12 protein-coding genes are annotated in these 14,645 nt (G+C 55.8%); all 12 read right to left on the bottom strand.

Translation table 11 applies throughout. The features are described from left to right. Positions 1-83 precede the first annotated feature (83 nt). The 12 genes from bamB to pbpC all read right to left on the bottom strand — a co-directional run bounded on the left by bamB (position 84) and on the right by pbpC (position 14,644). Positions 84-1,262 (bottom strand): outer membrane protein assembly factor BamB, encoded by a 1,179-nt coding sequence (gene bamB / locus ACOTXL_RS03680; RefSeq protein ID WP_045349788.1) that lies wholly within the window; start codon positions 1,260-1,262, stop codon positions 84-86. Positions 1,263-1,272: 10 nt separating this feature from the next. Then, complete coding sequence (locus ACOTXL_RS03675; RefSeq protein WP_003860614.1) at positions 1,273-1,893, bottom strand: YfgM family protein; 621 nt, start codon at positions 1,891-1,893, stop codon at positions 1,273-1,275. 13 nt (positions 1,894-1,906) lie between these two features. Next, complete coding sequence (hisS, locus tag ACOTXL_RS03670; RefSeq protein ID WP_022649001.1) at positions 1,907-3,181, bottom strand: histidine--tRNA ligase; 1,275 nt, start codon at positions 3,179-3,181, stop codon at positions 1,907-1,909. An 81-nt stretch (positions 3,182-3,262) separates the two neighbouring features. Beyond that, the gene (ispG, locus tag ACOTXL_RS03665) at positions 3,263-4,381 is read right to left on the bottom strand and encodes a flavodoxin-dependent (E)-4-hydroxy-3-methylbut-2-enyl-diphosphate synthase (RefSeq protein ID WP_003860619.1); all 1,119 of its coding nucleotides are present in this window, start codon (positions 4,379-4,381) and stop codon (positions 3,263-3,265) included. A 26-nt stretch (positions 4,382-4,407) separates the two neighbouring features. Further along, the gene (gene rodZ, locus ACOTXL_RS03660; RefSeq protein ID WP_023325062.1) at positions 4,408-5,415 is read right to left on the bottom strand and encodes a cytoskeleton protein RodZ; all 1,008 of its coding nucleotides are present in this window, start codon (positions 5,413-5,415) and stop codon (positions 4,408-4,410) included. A gap of 291 nt (positions 5,416-5,706) precedes the next feature. Then, entirely contained in the window at positions 5,707-6,873 is a 1,167-nt protein-coding gene (locus ACOTXL_RS03655; protein WP_003860623.1) for a bifunctional tRNA (adenosine(37)-C2)-methyltransferase TrmG/ribosomal RNA large subunit methyltransferase RlmN, read from the bottom strand. 147 nt (positions 6,874-7,020) lie between these two features. After that, positions 7,021-7,452, bottom strand: coding sequence for a nucleoside-diphosphate kinase (gene ndk / locus ACOTXL_RS03650; protein ID WP_003860625.1), 432 nt, complete (start codon positions 7,450-7,452; stop codon positions 7,021-7,023). Between the two features lie 124 nt (positions 7,453-7,576). Next, positions 7,577-8,452: a 4Fe-4S binding protein gene (locus tag ACOTXL_RS03645; protein WP_045343141.1), complete on the bottom strand. Its 876-nt coding sequence runs from the start codon at positions 8,450-8,452 to the stop codon at positions 7,577-7,579. Continuing rightward, entirely contained in the window at positions 8,452-9,231 is a 780-nt protein-coding gene (locus tag ACOTXL_RS03640) for a dimethyl sulfoxide reductase anchor subunit family protein (protein ID WP_045349786.1), read from the bottom strand. Before ACOTXL_RS03640 ends, ACOTXL_RS03645 begins: the two co-directional genes overlap by 1 nt. Next, a complete protein-coding gene (locus ACOTXL_RS03635) occupies positions 9,224-9,853 on the bottom strand; it encodes a DMSO/selenate family reductase complex B subunit (protein ID WP_023314649.1) in 630 nt (209 codons plus the stop codon). The genes ACOTXL_RS03640 and ACOTXL_RS03635 overlap by 8 nt, the downstream gene beginning before the upstream one ends. Continuing rightward, positions 9,850-12,228, bottom strand: a complete 2,379-nt coding sequence (locus tag ACOTXL_RS03630; RefSeq protein WP_023325065.1) for a DMSO/selenate family reductase complex A subunit — start codon at positions 12,226-12,228, stop codon at positions 9,850-9,852. Before ACOTXL_RS03630 ends, ACOTXL_RS03635 begins: the two co-directional genes overlap by 4 nt. Before the next feature lie 88 nt (positions 12,229-12,316). Beyond that, a complete protein-coding gene (gene pbpC, locus ACOTXL_RS03625) occupies positions 12,317-14,644 on the bottom strand; it encodes a peptidoglycan glycosyltransferase PbpC (RefSeq protein WP_045349784.1) in 2,328 nt (775 codons plus the stop codon). Position 14,645: the final 1 nt, after the last annotated feature.

Raw genomic sequence — 14,645 nt, 5'->3', positions numbered from 1 at the left:
GTCGCTTTCGCAGCGTTTTTAAAAATGTCAAAACGGCTCCTGAGTGAACAGGAGCCGTTTAGTATACTACAACCGCCGTGTAATTAACGCGTGATCGCGTACAGCGTGCCGTCTTTTGCCTGAATCAGAAGTTTGCCGTCAGCCACAACGGGCTCCGTCAGGAAGCCTGAGCTATCCACTTTCTGCTGTGCCACGAAGCGGCCATTCTCTGGATCGATCCAGTGCATATAGCCTTCGCTGTCGCCCACCACCAGGCTGCCGTTATACAGTGCCGGTGCGGTCAGCAGACGGTGCAGCAGATCGCTTTGCGTCCACAGCGTTACGCCACCTTCGGTGCTCAGCGCCAGCAGGCGGTCGTTCTGATCCACCATATAAATACGGTTGCCGTCGACGATGAAATCGTTCACGGAACCCAGCTCACGTTTCCACATGGTCTGGCCGCTACGCAGGTCCAGCGCCGTCAGGTTGCCGTTATACGCCAGCGCGTAAACCACACCGTCGACGATAACTGGCGTGGTGTCCACGTCGCTCAGACGGTCGATTTCAGTTGAACCGGTCGCCTGGGAAATACGCTGCTGCCAGATCATCTGGCCCTGCTGCATCAGTACCGCACTGACACGGCCGTTGTCACCGCCCACAATGGCGGCACCAAATGCGGTTGCCGGAGCAGATTCACCACGCAGAGACAGCGCTGGCATATCCAGGTTAACCGTCCATTTTACCAGACCATCGGCTTCGTTCAGCGCCTGCAACTGGCCGTTGCTGGTATGGATCAGCACCAGGCCGTCGCTGACAACCGGACGCGACAAGGATTCACCGGCAACGGTGGTCTGCCATGCAACCGAACCGTCGCTGGCATTCAGCGCGTAAACCTGCGCTTTTTCGCTGCCCACATACACGTGACCGCCAGTAACGGTCAGGCCGCCAGAAAGCAGTGCAGGTTTACGGGAGAACCAGCCGTCTTTTTCCGCCAGGTTAATGGACCACACTTCTTTTCCGTCATCAGCGTTCAGCGCTTTAACGGTGCCTTTGCGATCGGCCGCATAGACAACGCCGTCAGCAAATGCCGGGTGCAGGTTGGAATAAAAATCGCCAATACCATCGCCTACGGAAGTGTCCCAGGCGGTAGATGGGGTGAACTGGTTTTCAACCGTCGGCAGCGGGGACATTTTAACAACGTCTTCTTCGCCACTGAACAGTGAACAACCACTCAATAACGTAACAGAAAGCAGTCCTGGCAGAAGTAATTTACGCAATTGCATTGGGTCCCTCTCAGACGGACAAATTATTTATTTTCATCTGCATCATTTCGCTCAGCGCAGGTGAAGCTTTACTATCCACGCCAGCTTGCCACGCTTTACGCGCGCCCGCTTTATCACCCTTACTCAGCAGTGCTTCACCGCGAAGATCGGCAACAATAGCGGCAAAGCCTTCGCCTTTGATGGTATCAAGCGTTTTGAGCGCGTCGTCGGCTTTTTTCTGCTGAACCTGGATACGCGCCAGACGCAGATTGATCACCGCTTTCAGATTATCGTCACTGGCAGCAGCAAGCCCCTGAGACAGTTGCGCAGCGGCTTTGTCCAGTTCGTTTTTATCAACATACTGCTGAGCCACTTCCAGCGCAGCCAGCGCGCCGTAGGTGTTTTTGTTGTCAGCGGCAAATTTCTCCGCAGCCGTCAGCGTTTGCGGCTGATCGGCACGGATTGCGCTAACGGTATTTTCGTAGTTCAGGGACGAACCGCGAGCAGAGTCAGCCTGATGATTGTTCCAGTAACGCCAGCCTACCAGCGCACCAACACCTAAAATAACCCCTACAACCAGTGCCTTGCCGTTTTCAGCAAAGAAGCGTTTAACCGCATCAACCTGGTCGTGTTCGTTCTCGTAAATTTCCACGCAGTCCTTCTCCTTAGCCCAATAGAGTGCGCAAGTGCGCCGCAACGCCATCCTGCGTTACCGTAGTTTGCTCACCAGAGCGCAGGTCTTTAACTACCACTTCGCCGTTGGCCACTTCGGACTCACCCAGCACCAGTGCGATACTTGCGCCCCACTTATCGGCACGAGCAAACTGTTTTTTAAAGTTGCCGCCGCCGTGGTTGGTCATCAGCTTAACGTCCGGCAGCGCATCGCGCACGCGTTCGGCAAGCTGCATTGCCGCAGACTGCGTATCCGCACCTGAGGCCACCAGGTATATATCGACAACAGGATCGGCTTTAAATTCCGGATTAACTGCCTGAACCAGCAAAACAAGTCGCTCAAGGCCCATCGCGAAGCCTACTGCCGGTGCTGCGCGACCACCCAGTTGCTCGACCAGACCGTCATAACGACCGCCAGCACAGACGGTGCCCTGCGAACCGAGGCTGGTGGTGACCCACTCAAATACGGTGCGGTTGTAGTAGTCCAGACCGCGCACCAGACGCTGGTTAACGGTATAAGCAATGCCCGCCGCTTCAAGCAGCTTGCACAGGCCGGCAAAGTGTTCGCGAGAATCCTCATCCAGGTAGTCACCCAGCGCTGGCGCATCGTTCAGCAGCGCCTGTACGTCAGGATTTTTGGAATCGAGTACGCGCAGCGGGTTGCTGTACATACGACGCTTACAGTCTTCGTCGAGCTTCTCTTTGTGCTGTTCCAGGAACGCCACCAGCGCATCGCGATAGTTCGCACGCGCTTCCAGAGAACCGATAGAGTTCAGCTCCAGGGATACGTGTTCAGAAATACCGAGCGCACGCCACCAGCGGGCAGTCAGCATAATCAGTTCAGCATCGATATCTGGTCCTTGCAGACCAAACACTTCCACGCCAAGCTGGTTGAACTGACGGTAGCGGCCTTTTTGCGGACGTTCGTGGCGGAACATCGGGCCGATATACCACAGGCGCTGCTCCTGATTGTACAGGAGACCATGTTCGATGCCGGCGCGTACGCAACCCGCCGTCCCCTCAGGACGCAGGGTCAGGCTGTCGCCGTTGCGGTCCTCAAAGGTATACATCTCTTTTTCAACCACGTCGGTTACTTCGCCGATCGCGCGTTTGAATAACGGGGTCTGCTCTACAATCGGCAAACGAATTTCGCTGTAACCGTAGCTGCCGAGCACCTGCTTCAGTGTGCCTTCAATGCGCTGCCAGATGGCGGTTTCGCCAGGCAGATAATCGTTCATGCCGCGGATGGCTTGAATGTTTTTTGCCACGTTTATTCTCTTTCTATATACAAAAAAGAACCCAAAGAATGGGTTCAATCATACATGGGAAGCAGCCTGCTTCCCATCACGTTATTTTTCAACCTGCTGAACGCTGATGCGCTGCGCTTCGTCCATCATCGTCGCTTTTGCACGAATGCGGGCTTCGAGCTGGTCGATCATGTCACTATTATCCAGACGATCTTTACGAACGCCATCCTCATAGAGACCACTTTTCTTGTTACCGCCGGTCACGCCCAGCGTGGACACCAGCGCTTCACCCGGACCGTTCACTACGCAGCCGATGATGGAAACGTCCATCGGGGTGATGATGTCTTCCAGGCGCTGCTCCAGAGCATTCACGGTGCCAATCACGTCAAACTCCTGACGTGAACAGGTTGGGCAGGCGATGAAGTTGATCCCACGCGCGCGGATACGCAGTGATTTCAGGATGTCGAAACCGACTTTGATCTCTTCCACCGGATCGGCGGCCAGGGAGACGCGTAACGTGTCGCCGATGCCTTCAGAGAGCAGCAGGCCGAGACCAATCGCCGATTTTACCGAACCGCTGCGCAGACCGCCCGCCTCGGTGATGCCAAGATGCAGCGGCTGATCGATCTGTTTTGCCAGCAGACGATACGATTCAACGGCCAGGAAGACGTCAGACGCTTTCACGCTCACTTTGAACTGATCGAAGTTAAGGCGATCCAGGTGATCGACGTGACGCATGGCGGATTCGAGCAGCGCCTGCGGCGTCGGCTCACCGTACTTTTCCTGGAGATCTTTTTCCAGAGAGCCAGCGTTTACGCCGATACGGATTGGAATGTTTTTGTCGCGGGCGCAGTCAACCACCATGCGAATGCGCTCTTCGTTGCCGATGTTGCCTGGGTTAATACGCAGACAATCGACACCGTATTCAGCGACTTTCAGCGCGATACGGTAATCGAAGTGAATATCGGCAACCAGCGGAACACTCACCTGCTGCTTGATCAGTTTGAACGCCTCGGCGGCGTCCATGGTAGGCACAGAGACGCGAACAATGTCCGCGCCGACGCGTTCTAATGCTTTGATTTGATTGACCGTCGCTTCTACATCCGTAGTACGCGTATTGGTCATCGACTGGACGGCGATAGGCGCCCCATCGCCGATTGGCACGTTCCCAACGTAAATCCGTTTCGATTTTCTACGTTGAATAGGAGCCTGGTTATGCATGTAAAATCTCCCGCATTGCCCGTCTGTTACTGTGCTGCTGATTGTTCGGCATTAACGGTAAGACGCGCAACCTGGTTAGTTCTGATAAAGCGGCTCAGATCGACAGGTTTTCCTTGATACTGGATCTGTACCGCTGCCGGTGCGCCGATTTTAAGCTTGTAAGGTGCCTGGCCCGTTAGATTTAACGTGCCATCTTTACGTTGCAGGCCGCTGAACAGCTTTTTACCTGTCGCGTCAGTCACTTCCAGCCAGCAATCAGCCGTAAAATTCATCACCAGCGCATTCGGGTCCACGGCAGGTGCCGCCGTGCCAGCCGGGTCAGTTGGCAGTGACGCCGCGGTGTTCTCTGCCGGTGCCGTTGCCGCAGGGGCGGTATCAACATTGGCCTGAGAAGGTGATACGACCGCGTTCTGATCCTGGGTCTGGGTGGCTGGCGCGGTATTCGCCGTCGCTTCTGGCGTCGCCGCTGGCTCGGTTGCAGGCGTGTTGCTTGCTGCCGACTGAGGTTCGCTGGAGGTCGCCCCTTCGGTGCTCAACGGCACGCTTTGCGCGCCGTTATTACCAGACTGATTAAGCTCAGCGGAGGACTGATCGGCCATGGTGGTGATCTCTTCCTGCTGCGCTTTGTGGTTTTGCCACCACCATGCGCCCGTCAGGCCGACAACCACAAACAGGACCAGCCAGGTAAAGCTCATCAGCCAGCCATCGCGTTTTTTACGACGTTTACCCAGAGAGAAGCTTTGCATCGGCGCAACTTTTGCCGCACGCACAGGCGCCTGCTTCTCCATCATCGGCAGTAATTCGTCTTCAGGGATATGAACCAGTTTGGCGTAAGAACGGATATAACCGCGCAGAAACGTTGAAGCCAGATCGGCGGGTGCCTTATCTTCTTCAATATCGCGAACGGTGGAAACCTTCAGGCACAGGCGTTCTGCAACGGCTTGCTGGCTAAGTCCGAGTTGTTCACGGGCGTTGCGAAGACGAACGCCAGTGGAGAGTGCTGCATTTTGATCGTGAGTGGCTTCAGTATTCATTCGCTACAACTACTGGTACGTGAAAATAAGGGTTCAGGTGCCGGTGAGTCACAATGCCACCCGCACCGCGAAACTTTAGGTCAGTTAACCTGGAACAAACAGTATAAGACTGTCGGGCCGCAGATGACAGCGCTGGCAGGCCTTCACGCTAAACTGTTGTTACGTCGTTACATACTGCCCGAAAGTCGTATGAAACGCACCGTAATTATTAATCAGTCGTGATGATTGTGACTGAATATTCAGTAAATTAATGCTTCACGGCGCAAAAAATGCGCCGTGTCTGCATAATAATCAAACGGTTTTAACCGCGATTGACTCACCCTGCATACGCTTACGCAGCGTACGCTTGGTACGGTCAATAACGTCACCCGCCAGCTGGCCACAGGCTGCGTCGATATCGTCGCCACGCGTTTTACGTACGATGGTGGTGAAACCATACTCCATCAGCACTTTTGAGAAGCGATCGATACGGCTGTTCGAGCTACGGCCATACGGCGCGCCCGGGAACGGGTTCCATGGGATCAGGTTGATCTTGCATGGCGTATCTTTAAGCAGTTCAGCTAGCTCATGTGCATGCTCGGTACCGTCGTTAACATGATCCAGCATCACGTATTCAATGGTCACGCGGCCCTGGTTAGCGTTGGATTTCTCCAGGTAACGGCGCACGCCAGCCAGGAAGGTTTCGATATTGTACTTTTTGTTGATCGGCACAATTTCGTCACGGATGGCGTCGTTTGGCGCGTGAAGAGAGATGGCCAGCGCAACGTCAATCATATCGCCCAGTTTGTCCAGCGCAGGCACCACGCCGGAAGTAGAGAGCGTAACGCGGCGCTTGGACAGGCCAAAACCGAAATCGTCGAGCATAATTTCCATCGCCGGAACGACGTTGGTCAGGTTGAGCAGCGGTTCACCCATCCCCATCATCACCACGTTGGTGATTGGACGTGTACCGGTGACTTTCGCCGCGCCCACGATTTTCGCGGCACGCCAGACCTGGCCGATGATTTCCGACACGCGCAGGTTACGGTTAAAGCCCTGCTGCGCCGTAGAGCAGAATTTGCACTCCAGCGCACAGCCCACCTGAGAAGAGACGCACAGCGTGGCGCGATCGTCTTCCGGGATATACACGGTTTCAACGCGCTGATCGCCAACGGCAATGGCCCACTTGATGGTGCCATCTGAAGAGCGCTGCTCTTCCACCACTTCCGGTGCGCGGATTTCAGCCACTTCTTTAAGCTTATTGCGCAGCACTTTGTTGATGTCCGTCATGTCATCAAAGTTGTCGCTGCAATAGTGGTACATCCATTTCATGACCTGATCGGCACGAAACGGCTTCTCGCCCATCTCTTTAAAGAACTCGCGCATCTGCTGACGGTTCAGGTCCAGCAGGTTAATTTTTCCATTTTTATTGGGAACCGCAGGAATGGCGACTTCGGAGGTATTCACTAATTCAGACATAATTTTTTCCGGCCTCGTTGTTACACGTTGTGGCCCTTGGTGGGTTGAAAAGAAACGCCCCGGTAAGCAGTCTGCTCGTCCGGGGCGTTGCATTGTACAAAGTCTGGCGCAGGGATGCCACGTTTGCACGCGGCATTTACGAAATTATTAGCGAGTGCGCGGGCACACTTCGCCTTCAGCGAAGAAGAACGCGATTTCGCGCGCAGCAGATTCAACAGAGTCGGAACCGTGGGTGCCGTTCTCGGTGAAGCTGTCTGCGTAGTCGGCGCGCAGAGTACCTGCCAGTGCGTTGTCCGGGTTGGTTGCACCCAGCAGATCGCGGTGACGCTGTACCGCGTTTTCGCCTTCCAGTACGGATACCACGATTGGGCCAGAAGTCATGAACTCGACCAGACCGTCAAAGAATGGGCGACCTTCGTGCTCAGCGTAGAAACCGCGAGCCTGTTCAACGGTCAGGTGCAGCATTTTGGTGCCAACGATCTTAAACCCTGCTGATTCAAAGCGAGCGAAGATGCTGCCAATAACGTTTTTTGCCACCGCGTTTGGTTTGATGATGGAAAAAGTACGTTCAATAGCCATTGATAACCTCTGTAAAATGTTCTGTTGTTTTTGCATACCTGAGTATGGTGTGGCGCGGATTATAAAGAGCAATAGCGCCATTGCCTATGGTTATGCATAACATTTTTTTAAAATGAGACGAAGATTAGCAACAGCTCGTATTTCGCATACCGTGTTGATGATGAAAACAGAGCGGACACTGCTTTTCATCAGACGTAAATGACCAGAAATGACGGTGGCACGTCAGGCAAACGGCTTCATATGCCGGTATGGTCACGCTTTTCGCTGTTCCTTCTGTTTGCGTCACGTTTATCGCCGCATGCTGGCATACCGCTTCGCAGCCGCCGCACCCCGTACAGCGTCCGGTTTCCACGACCAGTTCAGTGTTCTCAAACCGAATCGCGTTTTCCGTACAACTCCGCCAGCACGCGCCGCAGAGTACGCAGGATTCGGTATCGAGAGTTATCTCTGCCTCGCTAAACGCAGAAAACGCCCTGCGCAGATCACGCTGACCGGGCACGACGCTACAGACCCGGACATCCTCACGGGGAACGTGCATCAGCGCACGCCGGGCGGTATTAACCTCGTTGACGGGTATATGTTTAAACGCCCACGCCGCTTCACCGCGTCGACGAAGCGCCAGATTCAGCCGGGCAATAGCCAGCAACCAGTCAGGATTCTGCTCCGCGTCGATACTGATAAAACGAACGTGGTACTGCGCGTGCCACAGCAGAAGCTCATTCACCCCTGGCGCACGGTCAGTAAACGGCCCAACAAGCGTATCGCCACTCAGAAAGCGTTTTCGCGGCGTGATGCCGGTGATGGCCCCAGCGGGGCAGACGAACAGGCAGTCACCGCATTCAATACAGCGGCTGTCATCAACCGAGACGCCTGAGTCGGTAAAAGAAAAAGCCTGCACGGGACAGACGTCCGCGCAGGCACAGCAGGAAGAGTGGCGAAAACGACGACGGACGCACGCATGCGTCACGTCCATCGCCGGGGCAAAGGTTAATCCGCCCATCAGCCAATACTGAAGAAAACAAAGCGCAGCATCAGCTCACCCACAATTAGCAAGGCGCTGCCCAACAGCATTGTGCCTCGCGCCGCTTTTAAGCCGCCCGCAGCAAAGCACAGCATACCCGCAACGGATACGCACCAGCTCAGCAGATGAACGGTTCGCAGTTGCTCCAGCATCTGTAGCGGTGCGTGAGGGAACGTCACCACGGTGTGGTCCATAGCCGTAATATCTGCCAGCCAGACGGGCTGCATCACCAGACGCACAAGCACCAGCAGCGTGATAATGACAACCGCCGCACGCACGGTTGACTGGGAACGCGTCCCAACGGCCATGCAGGCTGAGCCGATAATCCCCACCGAACCGATAAACAGCACCAGAGTGTTAACATGCTGCCATGTCACCACGGATGCGTGCATGTAGATCTGCGCCATGCAGAACACATCGACTAAACCAACCAGACCTGCCACAACCAACAGTGGCTTCCAGCCTGGCTTTTTGACAAACATCAGCAGCGTTGCGAAGCCAAGCGCCGCAAGATAAAGACTGGCAAAGATAATCTCACGGCTCAGCCAGGAGCTGGATACGTGGCGCAGCGCGTTAAGAGCATTAAGCGGATAGCCCATGTGCAGCGCGGAGGCGAGCAGCCCCAGGCTCGCCAGCACAAACGCTCCGGCAGCCGGCAGCAGCGCGCTACGTTGCGTGCTTCCGAACGCCAGCCACAGCGTAACGCCAACCGATCCTTGCAGGAACAGCGTAAAAATCAGCAGCGGTAACTCATGCATGACATTTCCCCTCTTTCTCTGCGCCCTGATGCGCTTTGATCACCAGGTTTGGTTTGGTGATGGAGGAATCAGGCAAGCCTTTCACATCACAGACCGCACCATACTTCGCCCGCAGTTCATCAATCGGCCCGAATTTAATCGCTTCGAGTGGACAGGTTGCCACACAGACGGGCTGCTCTCCCTTCGCCTGGAGATCCACGCAGAAATCACATTTGGACATCTGCCCGGTCTGCTCGTTGAGCTGTGGCGCGCCGTAAGGGCAAGACCACGCGCAGTAGCCGCAGCCGACGCACTTATCAGTATCAACGCGCACAATGCCGTCTCCCGGACGCTTGTGCATCGCCGTGGTCGGACAGTTTTTAGTGCAGATTGGGTCTGCACAGTGGTTACAGGAAATAGAGAGCGTGTAGGCAAACACATTGTTGCTGACGCCGCCCTGCCCGGTTGGGATGAAATTCCCGCCATTGACTTCATAAACGCGACGGAAACGACGTCCGACCTCAAGGTTGTTTTTATCTTTGCACGCCACCTGGCATGCCTTGCAGCCCGAGCAGCGAGAAGAGTCGATATAAAAACCCAGCTGTTTGTCGCTCACCGGTGCGTAATGTTTAAACTGACTCATGCTTTAGCTACCTCCACCAGCATGGTTTGATGGGAATTCCCTTTCGCAAGCGCGGTAATACGGGCGGAACTGAGCACGTTCGCGCAGCCGCCTTTATCGATACCCTGCTCGTCCGGCTGCCACCAGGCGCCTGCCTGCATGGCCACCACGCCTGGAATGATGCGCGGCGTGACCTCCGCCGGGATCTCGCAAATGCCGCGCGCGTTATGAATACGCACGGTATCCCCCTGCGCAATGCCGCGCTTTTGCGCATCCTGCGGGTTGATCCACAGCTTTTGCTGCTGCGCCTCAATTAACCACGGGTTGGCGTACTGGGTGGAGTTAGCGCGGTTTTTCCCTTTCCAGGTGATCAGCTGGAGCGGGAAGGTTTTCGCCAGCTCGTCTTCCGGCCCTTCATGGGCAGGCACGTAGTGCGACAGCGCCGGAATTTCCGGGTGATGCATGTCGTACAGACGCTTCGAGAAGATCTCAATTTTTCCGGACGGCGTCGGGAACGGATGATTCTGCGGATCGCGAATGTTGTCTTCAAAGGCAACGTACGGCGCGCTTTTGAAAAGATGCTGACGCGTCTTCTGTAGCGTCGCGAAGTCCGGCAGGTTTTCATCCGGCATGGACAGCCGCGTCTGCTCCCAGATGTGCTCAATCCACGCTTTTTCGTCACGGCCCTCGCTGAACGCTGGCTCGACGCCAAGCTTAGCAGCGACCTCCCGCAGCCAGTCGTAGTCTGAACGGCGTTCAAATTCAGGTTCAATGAGCTTTTCTGACAGGATCAGATAGCTTGCCGTGCCCCAGGTTTCGCCGATATTCCAGCGTTCCATAAAGCTGGTTTCCGGCAAAAGGAGGTCGGCGTATCTGGCGCTAGGCGTCATAAACAGATCGCTTGCGACGATAAACTCGATTTTCGACTCGTCTTCCAGGACACGGGTTGCCTGATGAAGATCCGGGTTCTGGTTAGCCAGATAATTGCCCGCCAGCGAGAACAGGATGCGGATATTGCTGTCCAGCTTCTCAGCATCCTTCAGGCCATCTTCCGCGGTTACCTTAGAAGCATCATCAGCAGCCTGCACCCAGTTCATGACCGAAATTTTGGCTTTGACCGGGTTGTCCGGCATCTCTGGCCCGGCCGCAAATTTGCGGTTTGCGCAGCCTCCATAGCCTGCTGCCCAGCCGCCTTTCACCCCAACGTTACCCGTCAGCGTGGCCAGTATCGTCGAGCCGCGCGCGGTGCGCTCGCCGCAGTTGTGACGCTGCGGTCCCCAGCCCTGGATCAGCGCGGCGGGTTTGGTGGTTGCGTAGTCGCGCGCCAGCTGACGAATAGTTTGTGCAGGCACGTGAGTGATTTTCTCTGCCCACTCGGGCGTTTTCGCCACGCCATCCTTTGCACCGCTCAGGTAAGCCATCAGGGATTCATTGGCCGGAACGCCTTCTGGCATGGCGTCTTCGTCAAAGCCCAGGGTGTAGCGTTGAATAAAGTCGCGATCGTGCAGATTCTCCGTGACGATCACATACATCATCGCGTCCATCAGGGCGTTGTCCGTGGCAGGAAGCAATGGGATCCACTGATCGGCAAGGGAGGAAACCGTATCGGAATAGCGTGGGTCGACAACAATGAAGCGCGTGCCGTTTTGCTTCATCTTCTGGTAGAAGTGGTTGCTGTGCCCGAAGATGGTTTCCGTCGGGTTATGCCCCCAGAGAATGACCAGTTTGGTGTCCAGCAGCGTGTCCAGAGAGCTGCCGCTGGCGGCGGTGCCATAGGTATACGGCGTTGCCGCCGCCGTGTTACCCATACTGACCGAGTGATAGCTTTCGAGATAGCCGCCGGTTAAGTTGAGCAGACGACGAACCATTTTATCGCCGGAAAAGGTCCCGCCGGACACCGCGGTGCCCACATGAACATAGCGTGACGCAGCACCGTATTTTTGCGTAATAGTTTTTAATTGATTCGCAATAAGGGTGGTGGCTTCATCCCAGGTAATACGTTCGAATTTTCCTTCGCCACGTTTACCCACGCGTTTCATTGGATATTTAAGCCGATCGGGATGATAAACAAATTTCCGATAAGCCCGACCACGAACGCAGGCGCGCATCACTGGCATCTGCGGATCCAGCGCGTTATCCGGTCGCGTTGAAATTCGGGTCACAACGCCATCACTGACGTGAGCACGAATATCACACTTGCCGCCGCAGTCAAACGTACTACAGGTTTGCACCACTTTTTCTTCAGGCGTAGCGTCTGAAACCGCCGCGTCCTGTGCCTGTACTTTGCCGGTTTTGACGACAAACGGCAGGGCGGCGAGCGCCGACCCTGCCTGAATAAAATGACGCCGGGATATGGCGGGAATAAGCCCTTCTCCCTGATGTTTATTTTTTTTCATTGCTCGTTCCTTCAAATAAAAACGCATTCTCGTTTTTTTTCAGGAACGAATATTGATAATTATCAAGCTAACTCTTGAGGAGTAACACTTAGCGATCTAATTCAAAATTCACCGTCACCGTTTGTCCTGTTTCATCTAATACAATTAATTGATATTTACCAGGCAAATATAATTGCAGTGAATAATTCTTCTGATGCCCGTCCAGCGGTTCGCCATTCAAAAACCACCATCGTTGCCCCTCCCCGCCGCTGGTTAAAACGTTGAGGGTAATATTTTTCTCACCTGGAAGACGTTTAATTACCGCCCCTTCTCTGACGCCTGACAACATCAGCGGCGCCGCATTATGGTTATCCAGCGGAGGGCAAATTGCTGAACGGGCGGGGAGACGAGCAGCCCGTTTTTCGGCAGCAGGCAGCCAGGGCTCCAGCGGCAGCGGCCAGACATCCAGCACTTTTTCTGTCGCATCAGGACAATCCGCCGCAACGCGTTTGCCTTCTTTATCCAGCCAGACCGGGAAACGGATCCCGCGAATACCTTCCTGTTCCGGCAGCAGCAGCGTAGGCGGTTCACTGCCTTCCAGCAGCCAGGTTGACAGCCGACGCCGACAGTTTTCGCTCCCTTCAGGCAGGGACTGGCCCCCCGGCCAGCAAATCACGCCCCGTCCTACGCTTGCGGGACGCGGATCGCGCGGCAGGCGCGCTTCATCCACCATCGAGCGGGACTGAAGCATGTTATTGACCTGATTCAGGAGCGGTACCGCGCTGGCGAAACCAAACTGCCCGGCAACGGGCGTGCCGTCCGGGCGTCCGGTCCAGATTCCGATGACATAGCGGGCATTCAGGCCGATGGCCCAGGCATCCCGGTAGCCATAGCTGGTGCCCGTTTTCCACGCCAGCGGCGCTACCTGGGGCAGCGCACTGTCCGGCAGGGGCTGTGCTTCATTAGCGAGAATGCGACGAATAATCCACGCCGCCCCCTGCGATAACAGCGGACGTTCGATCAGCGGATCGCCCGGCTGTATACGCAGCCGGCCCGCCTTACCCTGACGCGCAAAGGCGCTATAGGCGGCAGCGATATCAGCCAGGCGTGCGCCTGCGCCCCCCAGGATCAGAGAGAGGTTGGGCTGTGCCCCCGCAGGCAGAATGAGCGGTAATCCCGCGTTGCTCAGCATTCCGGCAAAACGTTTTGGGCCGTACGCTTCCAGAACCTGCACCGCAGGCAGGTTGAGGGAACGCACCAGGGCTTCGCTCATACTGACCGGCCCATGGAAGCCGCTGTCAAAGTTGCCGGGACGATAATCCCCCGTTTTTCTTGGAACATCCTGTAATAACGAAGCGGGATGGATCAGACTATCGTCCAGCGCCATGCCATAGATGAATGGTTTGAGAACCGATCCCGGCGATCGGATCGCATTGACCATATCTACGTGGCTGAAACGGCTGTCATCATTGATATCTACCGAGCCTACCCAGCCACGCACTTTCATGGATGTATGATCCACGACGATCATCGCCAGCGAACTGCGGGCGGGCAGGCGTGATTTCCAGTTCATTGCCAGCTCTTCAAGCTGTCGTTGCAATGCTGCATCCAGCGTGGTGACTATTTTTGTGTCACGACTTTTACTCAGCATCATGCGGGAAAAGAGCGGCGCCAGTTGCGGCATCTGCCGGGGGGCCAGCCAGACCGGCTCTTCACGGGACTCTTTCACCTGCTTCTCAGACCAGACGCCCTGAGTCAGCATGCGGTCGAGTACTTTGTTCCGCGCCGCTTCGGCACGTTCCGGCCAGCGGTCCGGGCGCAGACGGCTGGGTGCTTGTGGTAGTACAGCCAGCAGCGCCGCGTCGGAATAGCTCAGCTGAGACGGCGGTTTGCCAAGGTAAGTCCAGCTTGCCGCGCCCACGCCCTGCAACGTGCCGCCAAACGGGGCACGGTTCAGATACAGCGTCAGGATTTCACGCTTGGAGAGATGCCATTCCAGCTGCATCGCCCGCCACAGCTGACGAATTTTACCGCCAAAGGTTCGCGGATGCGGATCCAGAAGGCGTGCCACCTGCATGGTAAGCGTGCTCCCGCCAGAAACCACTCTCCCGGAGGTGAGATCCTGCCAGGCGGCACGCAGTACAGATAGCGGATTGACGCCCGGGTGATCCCAGAACCAGCGATCTTCATACTGGATCAGCGCCTCAAGATAGCGTGGGGAAACCTCTTTAATGGTAACCGGATAGCGCCAGATGCCTTCGCTGTCGGCAAAACGCCACAACGGAACACCCTGCTCATCCACCACCACTCGCGCAGGGTTGACCTCTTTCAGGGGCAACGGCCACACGCGGTCAGCGACGACAATCAGCCCCCCTGAAACGAGAAGCGCTCCCGCCAGCCACAGCCAGTGGGAGCGAATCAGGCGTGCTATCCGCATC

The organism is Enterobacter cloacae complex sp. IR5402 (assembly GCF_049238125.1).
Taxonomy (GTDB): domain Bacteria; phylum Pseudomonadota; class Gammaproteobacteria; order Enterobacterales; family Enterobacteriaceae; genus Enterobacter; species Enterobacter hormaechei_C.
Note: the sequence above shows the minus strand (reverse complement) of the source record. Positions and strands in the feature narration are given on the sequence as shown.

Coding starts and splice junctions, on each gene's coding strand:
- pbpC (WP_045349784.1), bottom strand. CDS start 14,644: ATGCGGATAGCACGCCTGATTCGCTCCCACTGGCTGTGGCTGGCGGGA.
- ndk (WP_003860625.1), bottom strand. CDS start 7,452: ATGGCTATTGAACGTACTTTTTCCATCATCAAACCAAACGCGGTGGCA.
- ACOTXL_RS03640 (WP_045349786.1), bottom strand. CDS start 9,231: ATGCATGAGTTACCGCTGCTGATTTTTACGCTGTTCCTGCAAGGATCG.
- ACOTXL_RS03630 (WP_023325065.1), bottom strand. CDS start 12,228: ATGAAAAAAAATAAACATCAGGGAGAAGGGCTTATTCCCGCCATATCC.
- ACOTXL_RS03635 (WP_023314649.1), bottom strand. CDS start 9,853: ATGAGTCAGTTTAAACATTACGCACCGGTGAGCGACAAACAGCTGGGT.
- ACOTXL_RS03655 (WP_003860623.1), bottom strand. CDS start 6,873: ATGTCTGAATTAGTGAATACCTCCGAAGTCGCCATTCCTGCGGTTCCC.
- bamB (WP_045349788.1), bottom strand. CDS start 1,262: ATGCAATTGCGTAAATTACTTCTGCCAGGACTGCTTTCTGTTACGTTA.
- ACOTXL_RS03645 (WP_045343141.1), bottom strand. CDS start 8,452: ATGGGCGGATTAACCTTTGCCCCGGCGATGGACGTGACGCATGCGTGC.
- ispG (WP_003860619.1), bottom strand. CDS start 4,381: ATGCATAACCAGGCTCCTATTCAACGTAGAAAATCGAAACGGATTTAC.
- rodZ (WP_023325062.1), bottom strand. CDS start 5,415: ATGAATACTGAAGCCACTCACGATCAAAATGCAGCACTCTCCACTGGC.